General features: G+C 72.8%; 10 protein-coding genes and 1 pseudogene. 2 read left to right on the top strand and 9 right to left on the bottom strand.

The features are described from left to right. Positions 1-2: 2 nt before the first annotated feature. Complete coding sequence (locus ACIQ8B_RS07125; RefSeq protein WP_106412659.1) at positions 3-557, bottom strand: peroxiredoxin; 555 nt, start codon at positions 555-557, stop codon at positions 3-5. A gap of 139 nt (positions 558-696) precedes the next feature. Between ACIQ8B_RS07125 and ACIQ8B_RS07120 the strand changes: the two genes are divergently transcribed. After that, entirely contained in the window at positions 697-1,698 is a 1,002-nt protein-coding gene (locus ACIQ8B_RS07120; protein ID WP_403545859.1) for a LysR substrate-binding domain-containing protein, read from the top strand. Here the strand turns inward: ACIQ8B_RS07120 and ACIQ8B_RS07115 are convergent. From ACIQ8B_RS07115 to ACIQ8B_RS07095, 5 genes and pseudogenes are all read right to left on the bottom strand, one after another. After that, the gene (locus tag ACIQ8B_RS07115) at positions 1,643-4,024 is read right to left on the bottom strand and encodes an ABC transporter permease (protein WP_403545857.1); all 2,382 of its coding nucleotides are present in this window, start codon (positions 4,022-4,024) and stop codon (positions 1,643-1,645) included. The genes ACIQ8B_RS07120 and ACIQ8B_RS07115 overlap by 56 nt on opposite strands. Next, positions 4,021-4,716 (bottom strand): ABC transporter ATP-binding protein, encoded by a 696-nt coding sequence (locus tag ACIQ8B_RS07110; protein WP_403545855.1) that lies wholly within the window; start codon positions 4,714-4,716, stop codon positions 4,021-4,023. Before ACIQ8B_RS07110 ends, ACIQ8B_RS07115 begins: the two co-directional genes overlap by 4 nt. Continuing rightward, positions 4,713-5,237, bottom strand: a complete 525-nt coding sequence (locus ACIQ8B_RS07105; protein WP_290008093.1) for a PadR family transcriptional regulator — start codon at positions 5,235-5,237, stop codon at positions 4,713-4,715. Before ACIQ8B_RS07105 ends, ACIQ8B_RS07110 begins: the two co-directional genes overlap by 4 nt. 283 nt (positions 5,238-5,520) lie before the next feature. Continuing rightward, positions 5,521-5,784: pseudogene (locus tag ACIQ8B_RS07100) on the bottom strand (hypothetical protein); the annotation flags it as partial. Beyond that, a complete protein-coding gene (locus ACIQ8B_RS07095; RefSeq protein WP_403545853.1) occupies positions 5,781-6,716 on the bottom strand; it encodes an SPFH domain-containing protein in 936 nt (311 codons plus the stop codon). The pseudogene ACIQ8B_RS07100 and the gene ACIQ8B_RS07095, both read right to left, overlap by 4 nt. Before the next feature lie 269 nt (positions 6,717-6,985). Between ACIQ8B_RS07095 and ACIQ8B_RS07090 the strand changes: the two genes are divergently transcribed. Then, a complete protein-coding gene (locus ACIQ8B_RS07090) occupies positions 6,986-9,271 on the top strand; it encodes a transglycosylase domain-containing protein (RefSeq protein ID WP_403545851.1) in 2,286 nt (761 codons plus the stop codon). Between the two features lie 143 nt (positions 9,272-9,414). On the opposite strand, the gene ACIQ8B_RS07085 is transcribed toward ACIQ8B_RS07090, so the two are convergent. The 3 genes from ACIQ8B_RS07085 to ACIQ8B_RS07075 all read right to left on the bottom strand — a co-directional run bounded on the left by ACIQ8B_RS07085 (position 9,415) and on the right by ACIQ8B_RS07075 (position 13,969). Beyond that, positions 9,415-11,526, bottom strand: coding sequence for a SpoIIE family protein phosphatase (locus ACIQ8B_RS07085; RefSeq protein ID WP_403545849.1), 2,112 nt, complete (start codon positions 11,524-11,526; stop codon positions 9,415-9,417). A gap of 274 nt (positions 11,527-11,800) precedes the next feature. Beyond that, positions 11,801-12,493 (bottom strand): DUF402 domain-containing protein, encoded by a 693-nt coding sequence (locus ACIQ8B_RS07080; protein ID WP_403545847.1) that lies wholly within the window; start codon positions 12,491-12,493, stop codon positions 11,801-11,803. Positions 12,494-12,565: 72 nt separating this feature from the next. After that, entirely contained in the window at positions 12,566-13,969 is a 1,404-nt protein-coding gene (locus ACIQ8B_RS07075; RefSeq protein WP_403545845.1) for a class II fumarate hydratase, read from the bottom strand. Position 13,970 lies beyond the last annotated feature (1 nt).

Raw genomic sequence — 13,970 nt, 5'->3', positions numbered from 1 at the left:
GCTCACTCCCCGGCCAGCAGCGCGACCGGGTCCAGGGTCTCGTCGCCCTTGGACCAGTTGCACGGGCAGAGCTCGTCGGTCTGCAGGGCGTCCAGGACCCGCAGGACCTCCTTCGGGTTACGGCCGACGGAGCCGGCGGTCACCATGGAGAACTGGATCTCGTTGTTCTGGTCCACGATGAACACGGCGCGCTTGGCATAGCCGTCCTCGCCCTCGATGCCGAGGGCGCGCATCAGCTCGTGCTTCGGGTCCGCCATCATCGGGAACGGCAGGTCGCGCAGGTCGTCGTGGTCCTTGCGCCAGGCGTGGTGGACGAACTCCGAGTCACCGGAGAAGCCGAGCACCTGGGCGTCGCGGTCGGCGAACTCGTCGTTCAGCTTGCCGAACGCGGCGATCTCGGTCGGGCACACGAAGGTGAAGTCCTTGGGCCACGCGAACACGACCTTCCACTTGCCCTCGTAGGTCTTGTGGTCGATCGTCTCGAACTCCTTGCCCTTCTCCAGCGAGACACAGGCGGTCAGTTCGAACTCGGGGAACTTGTCACCGACAGTGAGCACAGGCTCTCCTTGCAGCGAAGAAACACCCCGATTATGGGTGTTTCCCAACGGTTGGACCGAGTTGATGTTGGCACAGAGTGCATTGATCAAAGAAATAGCTACACTCGGTCGTGTTGATCGGAGGGACCTATCAGTGACTGTGGGTGATCGGCGTCGGCAGCCGAGCCTGGCGCAGCTCCGGGCGTTCGCGGCGGTGGCCGAGCATCTGCACTTCCGCGACGCGGCCGCGGCCCTGGGGATGAGTCAGCCCGCGCTGTCCGGCGCGCTGTCGGCGCTGGAGGAGACGCTCGGCATGACGCTCGTGGAGCGTACGACACGCAGGGTGCTGCTCACCCCGGCCGGGGAGCGGCTCGCCGCCCGCGCCAAGGGCGTGCTCGCGGAGGTCGGCGCGCTCATGGAGGAGACGGACGCGCTGCGGGCGCCGTTCACCGGGGCGCTGCGGCTCGGCGTCATCCCGACCGTCGCGCCGTATCTGCTGCCCACGGTGCTCCGGCTGGTCCACGACCGCTATCCGCGCCTCGACCTCCAGGTGCACGAGGAGCACACCGCCAGCCTGCTCGACGGGCTGGCCGCGGGCCGGCTCGACCTGCTGCTGCTCGCCGTGCCCCTCGGGGTCCCCGGGGTGACCGAACTGCCGTTGTTCGACGAGGACTTCGTTCTGGTCACCCCGCCCGGTCACCCGCTCGGCGGACGCTGCGGCATCCCCCGCACGGTGCTGCGCGAGCTGAACCTGCTGCTGCTCGACGAGGGGCACTGCCTGCGCGACCAGGCCCTCGACATCTGCCGCGAGGCCGGCAGCGCGGGGGTGGCCGCCACCACCACGGCGGCCGGACTGTCCACGCTGGTGCAGCTCGTGGCGGGCGGGCTCGGCGTCACGCTGCTGCCGCACACCGCCGTCGAGGTGGAGACCAGCCGCGCCGACCGCCTCCTCACCGCGCGCTTCGCCGACCCCGCCCCGAAACGCCGCATCGCCCTCGCCATGCGCACGGGCGCGGCGAGGGCGGCGGAGTACGAACAGCTTGCGGTCGCGCTGCGCGAGGCGCTGCGCGACCTGCCGGTCCGCACGGTGGAGGACCGGCGTCCCGTCACTCGGTCCGCAGACCGTCCGGGCGCATCATCCGTAGCAGCGGCGGCAGGCTGAGCAGGGTGACCAGGGCGACCACGCCCGCGCCGACACCCGTCATCCCGAGCACGGTTCCCCAGTCCACCCGGACCGGAGTCGCGGTCATCCGCAGCAGCACCGCGCCGAGGGCCGTGCCCACCAGCGCGGAGAGCGCGAGGCCCAGACCGATCGGGACCGCCGTCTGCCACAGCACCGACAGACTCAGCGTGCGGCGCCGGGTGCCGAACGCGACCAGGGCCGACAGCAGCTTGCGGCGCTCCCGCAACTGCTCCAGCTGCGAGACCAGCAGGCTCACCCCGATGAGCACCAGCACGGCGGTGGCGCCGACGAACAGGCCGGTGCGGAGGGAGTCGAACCGGGCGGTGCGCTCGGTGGCGACCCAGGTGGAGGCGTGGGCCAGCGGGTCGACGGCGGCGGCCGTGTTGCGCACCAGTTCCTGCACGTCGGGCACCGACTCGTCGATGGCGAGCCACAGCCTTCCGGACACCCGCTTCCCGACGTCGGGCGTCACGGCGCCCGGCGTCAGCAGGAAGCCGCTGCTCAGCATCCCGGTGGGGTCCTGCACGGAGACGGCGCGCTTCACGCCCCGGGGCACGGTCCAGAGGGCGTCGCCCCGCGTACCGGGCGTGCTGCCCTGGTCCAGGTGCAGTGCGCGGCCCGGCTTGTTCAGGACCTGGGTGTCCGTGTCGTAGTCGGCGCCGGTCAGCGCGAAGACGTCACCGTCCGCGCAGCCGGTCAGCTTCGCGACCATGCGCAGGGCCTCGCAGTCGCCGACGGTCAGCTGGGCGCCGCGGCCCGGTTCCTCGGAGTCGGCGGGCTTCTCGTGGAGGTATCCGTAGGAGAGCGCGTGGACGTCGCGCACGCCCTCGGTCTTCTCGAAGTCCGCCGCGGCCGGGGCCACCGGGACGCCGTCGGGCAGGTCGACCTGCATCTGCGCGCGGGAGACGTCCTGTCCCGTGTCGCGGGTGTACTGGTCGTCGATGCCGGCGAACAGCATCTGCAGGGCGATCGCGCCGGCCACCGCCACGGCGATGCCGTTGACCATGCGGGCCGCCGTGCCGCTGCTCAGCTGGAGCCGGCGCACGGCGAGCTGCCAGGCCAGACCGCCCGCGCCGAGCCGGGCGACCACCGTCTCCACGACCCACGGCAGCAGGGCGGTGATGCCGACGAGGAGGCACAGCACACCGCCGACGACCAGGTACTGGTTGAAGTCGCCGTGGTCGCGGCCCTGGCCGGTCATCGGAAGGAGCATGCCGATCCCGGCGAGCGGCAGCAGCAGCCGCCACCACAGCCGGCGGCGGGCCGGCCGTGCCGTGCGGACCACGCCCAGCGGCTCGATCACCACGCCGCGCAGCGCGAACAGGGTGACCAGCACCGCGGCGGCCGGGACCGCGACCGCGACCAGCAGCACCAGCAGCGGCGAGGGGTCGAGGTCGCTCGGGAAGACGCTGACGTGGAACAGCTCGACGGACCCCGCGAACTCGCGTCCGGCCAGGAAGAACCCGGTGCCGAGGACCAGCCCGAGCACCGCGCCGGCGAGCGCCTCGCCCGCGGCGATCCTCCGGGTCATCCGGCTGTCGGAGCCGACCAGCCGCAGCGCGGCGAGCCTGCGGTCGCGCCGCTCGCCGCCGAACCGCACGGCGGTGGCGATGAACACGGCGACCGGTACCAGCAGCACCACGAAGACGACCAGCGTCAGCATCACGAGGACCGGGTCCGGCGGCTCGGCCGATTCGGTCCCGTTCGTGCCGAAGGCGTCGATCCGCATGACCAACGGGTGGTCCAGCTGTTCGGCGAGGCCGGTGCCGCCCGCGTACCAGGCGAGTTCCTGGGAGCCGATCAGCCCCGGCTTGCCGATGGTGCCCACGATGTCGTACGGCAGCCGCTCGCGCAGCAGCGCGCCCTCGTCGGAGGCGAGGAGCTCCTTCAGGGCGGGGGAGACCACCATCGAACCGGGCTCGGGGAGTTCGCTCACGCCGGGCGGCACCGGGGCGTCCGGCCCCTCGGGCTCGACCAGGCGGCCGCGGAGGTCGCGCTCCTGGAAGTCGCTGTTGGCGTGCGCGATGAGCAGGGTGTCGTCCGACGGGCGCAGGGTGTCCGGAATGTACGCGTTGTCCTGGCGGGCCTCCTCCCGCCGGTCGCGTCCGTCGAGCAGGTTCGGCACGGCGGTGGTGAGCAGCAGCAGCGCCACCCCCAGCCCGACGCCCACGGCGGTGAGCAGGGCCCGGGTCCAGCCCTCGCGGCCGCCGGTGACGGCGAAGCGGACGCCCAGGGCGAGGTCCCGCGCCGTCCCCCAGGCTCTCGGCTCCGCCCGGGCGGGGCGCTTCCCCCCTCGCGCGCTCATACGACCCGCTCCATGTCGCGGGCCTTGCCGTCCCGGACGACGATCTCGCGGTCGGAGTACGCGGCGACGCGCGCCTCGTGCGTCACGAGGACGACGGCGGCGTCGGTGGACCGGGCGGCCTCGGTGAGCAGCTCCATCACCCGCTCGCCGTTCAGCGAGTCCAGCGCGCCGGTCGGCTCGTCGGCGAACACCACGCGCGGTCCCGTGACCAGCGCGCGGGCCACCGCGACCCGCTGGCCCTGACCGCCGGACACCTCGCCGGGCCGCTTCTTGCGGACGTCGTCGACCTCCAGGCGCTCCATCCAGGACAGGGCGGTGCGCTCGGCCTCCTTGCGGGGCGTGCCGTTCAGCCGCAGCGGCAGCGCGACGTTCTCCACGCAGGTCAGCTCCGGCACGAGCTGGCCGAACTGGAACACGAAGCCGAACTCGGAGCGGCGCAGGGCGCTGCGCTCGGAGTCGTTCATCGCGGTCAGCTCACGGCCGTGGTACATGATCGACCCGGCGTCGGGGGTGACGATGCCGGCGAGGCAGTGCAGCAGGGTGGACTTGCCGGAGCCGGAAGGACCCATCACGGCGACGACCTCGCCCGGGTGGATCGAGAACGCGGCCCCGTCGAGGGCCTTGGTCGGGCCGTAGACCTTCTGCAGGTCCCTCGCGGCGAGCAGGGAACCGGCGGGTGCGGACGTGGTCATCGGGCCACCGCCTCACGGAGTTTGTCGAGGCGTGCGGCGGTCAGCTCCAGCCAGCGCAGATCGGCCTCGAGGTGGAAGAGTGCGTGGTCGCAGATGAGCTGGTCGGCGAGGTCGCCCTTGCGTTTGCGGTCGGTGAGGATGCGCATGCTGCGCAGGTGTTCCGAGCGCTGGGTGTCGAGGACGTCGGCGGCGTCGCGCTCGGTGAGGAGGGCGAGGACGACCTTGGTGTAGAGCGTCGACTGGAGGTACGGCTCGGGCTTCTCCGGCGTGGCGAGCCACTGGGCGACGTCGGTGACGCCGGCCTCGGTGATGGCGTACCGCTTGCGCTCGGGCCCGCCGCCGGCCTCGATGCCGTCGACCTCGACGAGGCCGTTCTTCAACAGCCGGGACATCGTCGAGTAGACCTGGCCGTAGTGCAGTGGCCGGTTGTGACCGAACTTCTCGTCGAAGGCCCGCTTCAGGTCGTAACCATGACGCGGTCCCGACTCCAGGAGCCCCAGGAGGGTGTGACCGATGGACATGCGGAGCACTCTACACACCGTGTATACGCGGTATGTATACACGCGGTGCAGAGTTCGTTCGGGAGAGGGGAACGCCCCTGGTGAGGGGCCATTGTCACGGTTGTGTCACCGGCCCCGGCCTGCTGCGGGCATGCGTGCGGCCCTCGCCCGGGTGGCGGCGAGGGCCGGTTCAGCCCCCGGGCCGTCCGGGGGGCGAGGCGCCGCCCGGGGGCGGCCCGTCGGGGGGAGCCGGGGGCGCGGAGGCCGGGCCGGGGCCCGGGGCCGGACCCGGCCCCGGGGGCCGTGCCGGTCCCGGGCGTCCGCCGCCCGCCGTCGTGCCGGAGCCGGGGGGCCGCCCCCGCCGGGGCAGGGGCCCCGTCTCGCCGGGGAGGCGGCCGGCTTCCGCCAGGGCCCGGCGGAGCAGGAACTCGATCTGCGCGTTCGCCGAGCGCAGTTCGTCGCCCGCCCAGCGGGCCAGTGCCTCGTACACCGCCGGGTCCAGCCGCAGCAGCACCTGCTTGCGCTGCGGCCGGCGCTGCGGGGCCGGGTCCCCGGACGGCGCGGTCACTGGTAGAGCGTCCCGGTGTTGAGGACCGGCTGCGCCGAGCGGTCACCGCACAGCACGACCATCAGGTTGGACACCATGGCCGCCTTGCGCTCCGGGTCGAGGTCCACGATGTCCTGCTCCTGGATCCGGGCCAGAGCCGTCTCGACCATGCCCACGGCGCCCTCCACGATCAGCTGCCGCGCCGCGACGACCGCGCCCGCCTGCTGCCGCTGGAGCATCGCCGAGGCGATCTCGGGGGCGTAGGCGAGGTGCGTGAAGCGGGACTCGATGATCTGCACGCCGGCCGCCTCGACGCGCGCGTGCAGCTCGACCGCCAGCTTCTCGGTGATCTCCTCCGCGTTGCCGCGCAGCGACAGGCCGCCCTCGTCGTGGGCGTCGTAGGGGTACTCGATGGCGATGTGCCGCACGGCCGCCTCGGTCTGGGTGGAGACGAACTCGACGTAGTCGTCCACCTCGAAGGTGGCCTGCGCGGTGTCCTCGACCCGCCACACCACGACCGCGGCCAGCTCGATCGGGTTGCCGTAGGCGTCGTTCACCTTCAGCACCGCGGTCTCGTGGTTGCGCACCCGGGTGGAGATCTTGGTGCGGGAGGTGAAGGGGTTCACCCAGCGCAGGCCGTCCTGGCGGAGGGTGCCCCGGTAACGGCCGAAGAGCTGCACCACCCGGGCCTCGCCCGGCGCGACCATGTTCAGCCCGCACATCGCGATGAACGCGGCGAGCGCGACGACGACGCCGCCGACGATGAGCCCGGCCTTGGCGCCGGTGCCGTCCACCGCCGTGGCGGTGACGATCATCGCCGCGCCGGCCAGCAGTCCGAGCAGTCCGAGCAGCAGTGCCAGCCCGCCGCCAATGCTGTGCGCCGGGATCTCCCGGACGCGCGGGGCCGGCATCTCGGGCACGTCGGCCGTGACCTGCGGGTCGTGTGTGGTCATGGGTGCTCCCCCGATTCCCCGTGCGTCTCGCACGGCGTCCGATCGTCTAGCTCTTTCCTAGCTAAGTGATATCACATTATCGGCTCGCGGCAACCTCAGGCCTCTCTCGTACGTCGGTTCCGTTGGGGCGGGTGCTGATTGTCACGTCCGTAAAGACCGGATCGGCGGCCCTTTGTCATAGCTCCCGGTGTTAGCTTGCTGAGCTGACCTGAGCGGCGAACTCGTGTGCCACCTGGGCACGCAGATACGAAGCGGAGCGGAACAGGCGTATGGGACGAGCGGAAGAAAGACGCGCACGGCAGCGCGGCGGGCGCCGTGCGGCACCCAAGGGCCGCGCCGCCGGTGCGGGCGGCCGCACCGGCATACGCCGCCTCTTCACCTTGAAGAGGATCGCCGGGACCTTCATCGGCCTGTGCCTGCTCGGCATGGGCGCCTTCATCGTGCTGTACATGGTGATCGACATCCCGGAGGGCAACGCCGACGCCGAGCTGCAGAGCAACGTCTACGAGTACAGCGACGGCAGCCTGCTGGCCCGCGACGGCGACCGCAACCGCGAGATCGTCGACCTGGCCCGGGTCCCCAAGCCCGTGCAGCGCACGTTCGTCGCCGCCGAGAACAAGACGTTCTACAAGGACGCCGGCGTCGACCTGAAGGGCACCGCCCGCGGTGTCCTCAACACCCTGTCCGGCAAGGGCGCGCAGGGCGGCTCGACGATCACCCAGCAGTACGTCAAGAACTACTACCTGACGCAGGAGCAGACCGTCTCCCGCAAGCTCAAGGAGCTGGTCATCTCCCTGAAGCTGGACCGGGAGAAGTCCAAGGACTACATCCTCGCCGGGTACATCAACACCAGCTACTACGGCCGCGGCGCCTACGGCATCCAGGCCGCAGCCCAGGCCTACTACCGCGTCGACGCCGAGGACCTCACCGTCGAACAGGGCGCCTACCTCGCCGCGCTGCTCCAGGCGCCCAACCAGTACGACTGGGCGATCGCCGGCGACACCGGCAAGAAGCTCGTCCGGGAGCGCTGGGACTACGTCCTGGACAACATGGTCGAGCAGAAGTGGCTGGACGCCGGCGAGCGGGCCGGCATGAGATTCCCGGTGCCGAAGGAGCCCAAGGCCGCCCCCGGCATGGAGGGCCAGACCGGTTACCTGGTCGAGGCGGCCAACGCGGCGGTCAAGAAGCAGCTCGTCGAGCAGGGCGCCGCCGAGGACCTGGAACAGGCCAAGGCGCTGCTGGACCGCGGCGGCTACACCATCACGCTGAACATCGACAAGAAGAAGCAGAAGGCGCTGGAGAAGGCGGTCGAGGAGCGGCTCACCGGCAAGCTCGACCCCGAGAAGCGGGACGTCGACGCCGACGTCCAGGCCGGCGCCGTCTCCGTGAACCCGAAGACCGGCAAGGTCGTGGCGATGTACGGCGGCGTGGACTACGTGAAGCACTACACCAACAACGCCACCCGCCAGGACTACCAGCCGGCCTCCACCTTCAAGCCGGTGATCCTCGCCGCGGCCGTCGACCGGGGCGCCGAGACCCAGGACGGCGAGCCGATCACGGCCGACACCGTCTACGACGGCGACAGCGAGCGCCCCGTCGTCGACGGCGGCGAGGAGGTCGGCTTCGCCCCGCCCAACGAGGACGACAAGGACTACGGTGACATCACCGTCCAGGAGGCGATGAACAAGTCCGTCAACTCCGTCTTCGCGCAGATGGGCGTCGACGTCGGCATGACGGACGTGATGGAGACCGCGACCGCGCTCGGCATGAGCGAGGACCTGGACCCGTTCCCCGCACAGACCCTGGGCACCATGGGAGCCAGCCCCCTGCAGATGGCCGGCGTCTACGCCACCCTCGCCAACCACGGCAAGCAGGTCACGCCGTCGATCGTGAAGTCGGTCGAGCACAAGGACCGCACCGTCGAGATGCCCGACCCGGTCGGCCAGTCGGTCATCAGCCGCCGGGCCGCCGACACGGTCACCTCGGTGCTCACCGGAGTGGTCGACGACGGCACCGCCCGCGCCTCCGTGCGCGACAACCCGCTGCGCGACGGCCAGCAGGTGGCGGGCAAGACCGGTACCTCCGACGACAACAAGTCGGCCTGGTTCACCGGTTACACGCCCGAACTGGTCACCTCCGTCGGCCTGTTCGGCGAGGACCCGCAGAACGGCAAGCAGGTCCCGATGTACGGGGCGGGCGGCGTCGACCACCGCGTCAACGGCGGTGGCTTCCCCGCCGAGATCTGGGCCGCGTACACCTTCGGCGTGACGGACGAGGTCTCCGAGTTCGACCTGGAGACCGAGCAGGGCGCGGCCGTGACGCCCCCTCCGAGCCCGTCGCGGTCCGAGACGCCGTCGCGGACCCCGAGCCAGGAGCCGACGACGGAGGAGCCGACCACCTCGGCGCCGCCGTCCACCACGACCGCGCCGCCGACGACGGAGCCGCCGACGCAGACGCCGACGAGCCCGTCGCAGTCCGAGACGACGACGACCTCCCCGCCGCCGACCCTCGACCTGCCGGAGGGCCCGGAGGACCCGCCCGACGATCGCGAGTAGGCCGCCGCGCCCCGCGCCCCCGAGGGGCGCGGGGAACTGCGCGAGCAGCCCACGACCCGCCGCGCCCGGCCCAGGCCGAAACCCCCGCGGCCGGGCGGGCCGTACTCACGGAGGGAGAACGGCGCCGGCGCCCCCGCGTGCGCTCAGCCGTGGTTCAGCTCGAACCACACCACCTTGCCGGTGCTCAGCCGGGTCGCTCCCCAGCGCCGGGCCAGCCGGTTCACCAGGTACAGCCCGCGCCCGCCCTCGTCCGTGGCGCGTGCCTGCCGCAGCCGCGGCAGCTGCGGCACGTCGTCGCCGACCTCGCAGCGCAGCACGTCGGTGCGCAGCAGCCGCAGCGTCACCGGCCGGGACGCGTACCGCACGGCGTTGGTCACGACCTCGCTGACCAGCAGCTCCACCGAGTCGCTCAGCTCGTCCAGGCCCCAGCGGGACAGCTGCCGCCGGGCCAGCCGGCGGGCCCGGCCGGGCGCGGCGTCCTCCGGCTCCAGGAACCAGTACGCCACGTCGCTCGGCGCGATCCCGTCGAAGCGGGCGGCGAGCAGCGCGATGTCGTCGTCCCGGTCGCCCGGGCCGAGCATGTCGAGCACCTCGTCGCACAGCGCCTCCAGCGGCGGCGGATGGTCCGGGCCGGTGAGCTGCGCGGTCGCGGCGAGCTTCTCGCGCAGCTGCTCGATGCCGGTCCACACGTCCCGCAGCCGGGACTCCACCAGGCCGTCGGTGTAGAGCAGCAGGGTCGCCCCGGCGGGCGCCTCCAGCTCCACGGCCTCGAAGTCCACCCCGCCCACGCCGATCGGGGCGCCCGCGGGCACCCGCAGCACCTCCGCGCGCCCGCCCAGGTGCAGCAGCACGGGCGGCGGATGGCCGGCGTTGGCGATGGTGATGCGGTGCGCGACCGGGTCGTACACCGCGTACAGGCAGGTCGCCATGCGGTCCACGCCGAGCCGCTGCGCCTGCTCGTCGAGGTGGTGCAGCACCTCCTGCGGCGGCAGGTCGAGCCCGGCGAGCGTCTGGGCGGTGGTGCGCAGCTGGCCCATGATCGCCGCCGACGTCATGGAGTGCCCCATCACGTCGCCGACCACCAGCGCCACCCGGCTGCCGGGCAGCGGGATCGCGTCGTACCAGTCACCGCCCACCCGGGCGGTCTCCGCGGCCGGCAGATACCGCGACGCCAGCCGTACGCCGGTGCAGCGCGGCAGGGTCTCCGGCAGCATCGTGCGCTGCAGCTCGTCCGCGATGTACGCCTCGCGCCCGTACAGCACGGCCTTGTCGATGCCGAGGGCGCTGTGCGTGGCGAGCTGCGCCGCCACCAGCAGGTCGTCGGCCTCGAACGGGATGCGCTCGGGGCGGCGCAGGAACAGCGCCGCGCCGATCACCCGGCGGCGGCCGCGCAGCGGTGCGAGGACGGCCCGCTGGCCGTCCGGGACCGCCGCCGCGCCCTCCTCGCCGAGGAGTTCGGGCAGCGCCGCCCGCGCGGCGGGGGCGTCCGTGAACACCGGGCGGACCCCGCGCAGCACCTCGGCGAGCGCGCTGCCGGGCCGCACCGTGCACAGCTCCTCGCCGACCGCGTCCAGCTCGGACGGCTCCGGCGGCGCGATCGGCATGAACCCGCCGCCCTCGGTGTCCCGCTCCGCCGGGATCCGGTCGGTGCGGCGCAGCCGCAGCACCAGCGGGCCCGTCGGCCGCTCGTCGCCGACCGGCAGCGGGTCCCGGAGGTACACCAGGATCGCGTCGGAGAAGGTGGGCACGGTCGCCCGGCACAGCCCCATCACGATCTCGTCCAGGTCGATGCCGCGGGCGATCCGCCGGGTAGCCGCGCCGACGAAGCGCAGCCGGTCCCCGTCCCGCCGCATCGGCGTGGGACGGCCCGGCCGTGCCACCTGGCCCGTGCGGCGCTCGGCGCCGCCCGGGGGCTGGGCCACCCGGTCCTGCCCGTCGGCGGGCTGCACCGGGATGCCGTCCGGTGCGGGCCGCGGACGGTGGGCGTCCGGCTCCGCGTCCGGGCCGGCGCCCGGCTGGGAGTGCTCGGAGGCGGGACCGTCCGCCGCGTCGGAGCCGGAGCCGCCGGACGCGACCGTGCCGGGCGCGGGCGGCTCACCGCCGGAGCGGCCCTGTGCCGGTAAGGCGGCCCCGGTGCCGGCCGCCCGCTCCGGGGCGGGGGAACACGGGAACGCCCCGCGGGGATCCGCGGGGTCCACGCCCGGCTGGGGGCGCTCGAAGGAGATCGGCTGCTCCGTCACGCGTGTCGAGTCCATCCGTCCGGCGCACGCCGTGCGCGCGGTTCGCTCCGCCGGAACTCCGATACCCGGAACAGGTGCCCCCGGAACGGATTCCGCGTGTGGTCAGAGGTTGTTCCTGCGACGCCGGCCGGCCGTCCTCGGCCCGTACCGGTGTTTCCGTACCCCTCGCTCACGTCCTGCCGCCCCTCGGTGACGTCCGGTCAAGCCTCGCGCGCGCTCCGGTGGTTGCTGCTCCGCGCCCTTGCGGACGACGATCCTACGTTTTCCGCCCGGGGGCGCAGCAAGGGTCTCACGAGGACGCGTGCGCCGGTGTGCGGTCCCAGTCCTGTGGCAGTGACGGTACCGTCCACGCCGGATCCGGACGCCAGTTCTCCCAGCCGTCCGAGAACGGCGGCCCCCAGGCGTCGATCACCGCGACCGCGGCGCGCCCGGCCACACGCACCCGCCGGGCCAGCGCGGAGTCCATCAGACCGTCCCGCTGGGCCTGCGCGAACTCGTCCTCGTCCCGCCAGTGCCAGCCGCGGTCCGGCCGCACCGAGATGTCCAGGAAGTGGTCCTCGGAGTCCACCCCGCCCGCCCAGCGGGCGAGCGGCTCCTCCAGGTTCACGTACCAGTTCTTGAACCGCCAGCCCGGCTCCCAGAACAGCCACACCGACCAGGGCTCGCCGGGCCGGGCCAGCTTCAGCACGCCGGTGCCGAACCAGCGGTCCCGCTGCACCGTGCGCGGCTTGGTGTAGCGGGTGGGGAGGGGTTCCCGGTGGACCGGGGTGCCGTCGGCGAGGACGGGTCTCACGCACTCGGTGCCGGGCGCCATCCACACGGCCAGCAGCTCCGGGTCGTCGCGCACGACCGTGACGGGGCGCGCGATGTGGATGCGCGCGCCGCCGTTCTCCCGGTACCGCCACAGGATCTGCGTCCCGGGCTCCCAGTGGCGGGCCGCCCCGCCCGCGCGGCCGTGCGTCGTGGTTCCACCCTCTGTCATGCGCAGATATTAGGTGGCCTGGCCACGCGACGCTGCGGCCCCGGTCACGGTCCACCCCCGGCGCGCCGGGCTCTACGGGCGTGTCATCCGCAGGACGTCCAGCGCCTCGTCCAGCTGTTCCACGGTCAGGTCGCCGCGCTCGACGTAGCCGTTCTCCAGCACCACCTGCCGGATGGTCTTGCGCTCCTCGAGTGACTTCTTGGCGACCTTCGCGGCCTCCTCGTAGCCGATGTACTTGTTCAGCGGGGTGACCACGGACAGCGAGGACTCGGCGTACTCGCGGGCCCGCTCCCGGTCGGCGACGATCCCGTCGACCGTGCGGTCGGCGAGCAGCCGGGAGACGTTGGCGAGCAGCCGCACCGATTCCAGCACGTTCTTGGCGATCACCGGGAGCATCACGTTGAGCTCGAAGTTGCCGGACGCGCCGGCCACGGCGACGGTCGCGTCGTTGCCCATGACCTGGGCGCACACCATCAGCACGGCCTCCGGGATCACCGGGTTGACCTTGCCGGGCATGATCGAGGAGCCGGGCTGGAGGTCGGGCAGGACGATCTCGGCGAGGCCGGTGCGCGGCCCCGACGCCATCCACCGCAGATCGTTGGCGATCTTCGTCAGGCCGACGGCGACGGTGCGCAGCTGCCCGCTGGTCTCCACCACGCCGTCCCGGGCGCCCTGCGCCTCGAAGTGGTCCCGCGCCTCGGTCAGCGGCAGCCCGGTCGCCCGCGCCACCTCCTCGATCACGGCGGCGGAGAACCCGGGCGGGGTGTTGATGCCGGTGCCGACGGCGGTGCCGCCCAGCGGCAGCTCGGCCAGCCGGGGCAGGGAGGCGTGCAGCCGCTCCACGCCGTACCGCACCTGGGCGGCGTACCCGCCGAACTCCTGGCCCAGGGTGACGGGCGTGGCGTCCATCAGGTGGGTGCGTCCGGACTTCACCACGTCGGCGAACTCCTCCGCCTTGCGCTCCAGGGCGGCGGCGAGGTGCTCCAGGGCCGGGATCAGGTCCCGGGTGACCGCGGCGGTGGCGGCGATGTGCAGCGACGAGGGGAAGACGTCGTTGGACGACTGGGAGGCGTTGACGTGGTCGTTGGGGTGCACGTCCCGGCCCAGCCGCTCGGTGGCGAGGGTGGCGATGACCTCGTTGGCGTTCATGTTGGACGAGGTCCCGGACCCGGTCTGGAACACGTCCACCGGGAAGTGCTCGTCCCACCGGCCCTCGGCGACCTCCGCGGCCGCCTCCTGGATCGCCTCGGCGATGTCCTCGTCCAGCACCCCGAGCCGGGCGTTCACCTTGGCGGCGGCGCCCTTGACGCGGGCCAGCGCCTCGATGTGGGCGCGCTCCAGGCGCTGCCCGGAGACGGGGAAGTTCTCCACCGCCCGTTGGGTCTGCGCCCGCCACTTGGCGTCGGCGGGGACTCGCACCTCCCCCATGGAGTCGTGCTCGATGCGGTGGTTCCGGGCGTCGTCCGTGGTCGTCATC

The organism is Streptomyces sp. NPDC096105 (assembly GCF_044763335.1).
Classification (GTDB): domain Bacteria; phylum Actinomycetota; class Actinomycetes; order Streptomycetales; family Streptomycetaceae; genus Streptomyces.
This window is presented reverse-complemented; position numbering and strand designations above follow the sequence as displayed.

Bases quoted from the DNA above. Each gene is read 5' to 3' on its own strand.
- ACIQ8B_RS07095 (WP_403545853.1), bottom strand. From the start codon at position 6,716: ATGACCACACACGACCCGCAGGTCACGGCCGACGTGCCCGAGATGCCG.
- ACIQ8B_RS07110 (WP_403545855.1), bottom strand. From the start codon at position 4,716: ATGACCACGTCCGCACCCGCCGGTTCCCTGCTCGCCGCGAGGGACCTG.
- ACIQ8B_RS07080 (WP_403545847.1), bottom strand. From the start codon at position 12,493: ATGACAGAGGGTGGAACCACGACGCACGGCCGCGCGGGCGGGGCGGCC.
- ACIQ8B_RS07085 (WP_403545849.1), bottom strand. From the start codon at position 11,526: ATGGACTCGACACGCGTGACGGAGCAGCCGATCTCCTTCGAGCGCCCC.
- ACIQ8B_RS07090 (WP_403545851.1), top strand. From the start codon at position 6,986: ATGGGACGAGCGGAAGAAAGACGCGCACGGCAGCGCGGCGGGCGCCGT.
- ACIQ8B_RS07115 (WP_403545857.1), bottom strand. From the start codon at position 4,024: ATGAGCGCGCGAGGGGGGAAGCGCCCCGCCCGGGCGGAGCCGAGAGCC.
- ACIQ8B_RS07075 (WP_403545845.1), bottom strand. From the start codon at position 13,969: ATGACGACCACGGACGACGCCCGGAACCACCGCATCGAGCACGACTCC.
- ACIQ8B_RS07105 (WP_290008093.1), bottom strand. From the start codon at position 5,237: ATGTCCATCGGTCACACCCTCCTGGGGCTCCTGGAGTCGGGACCGCGT.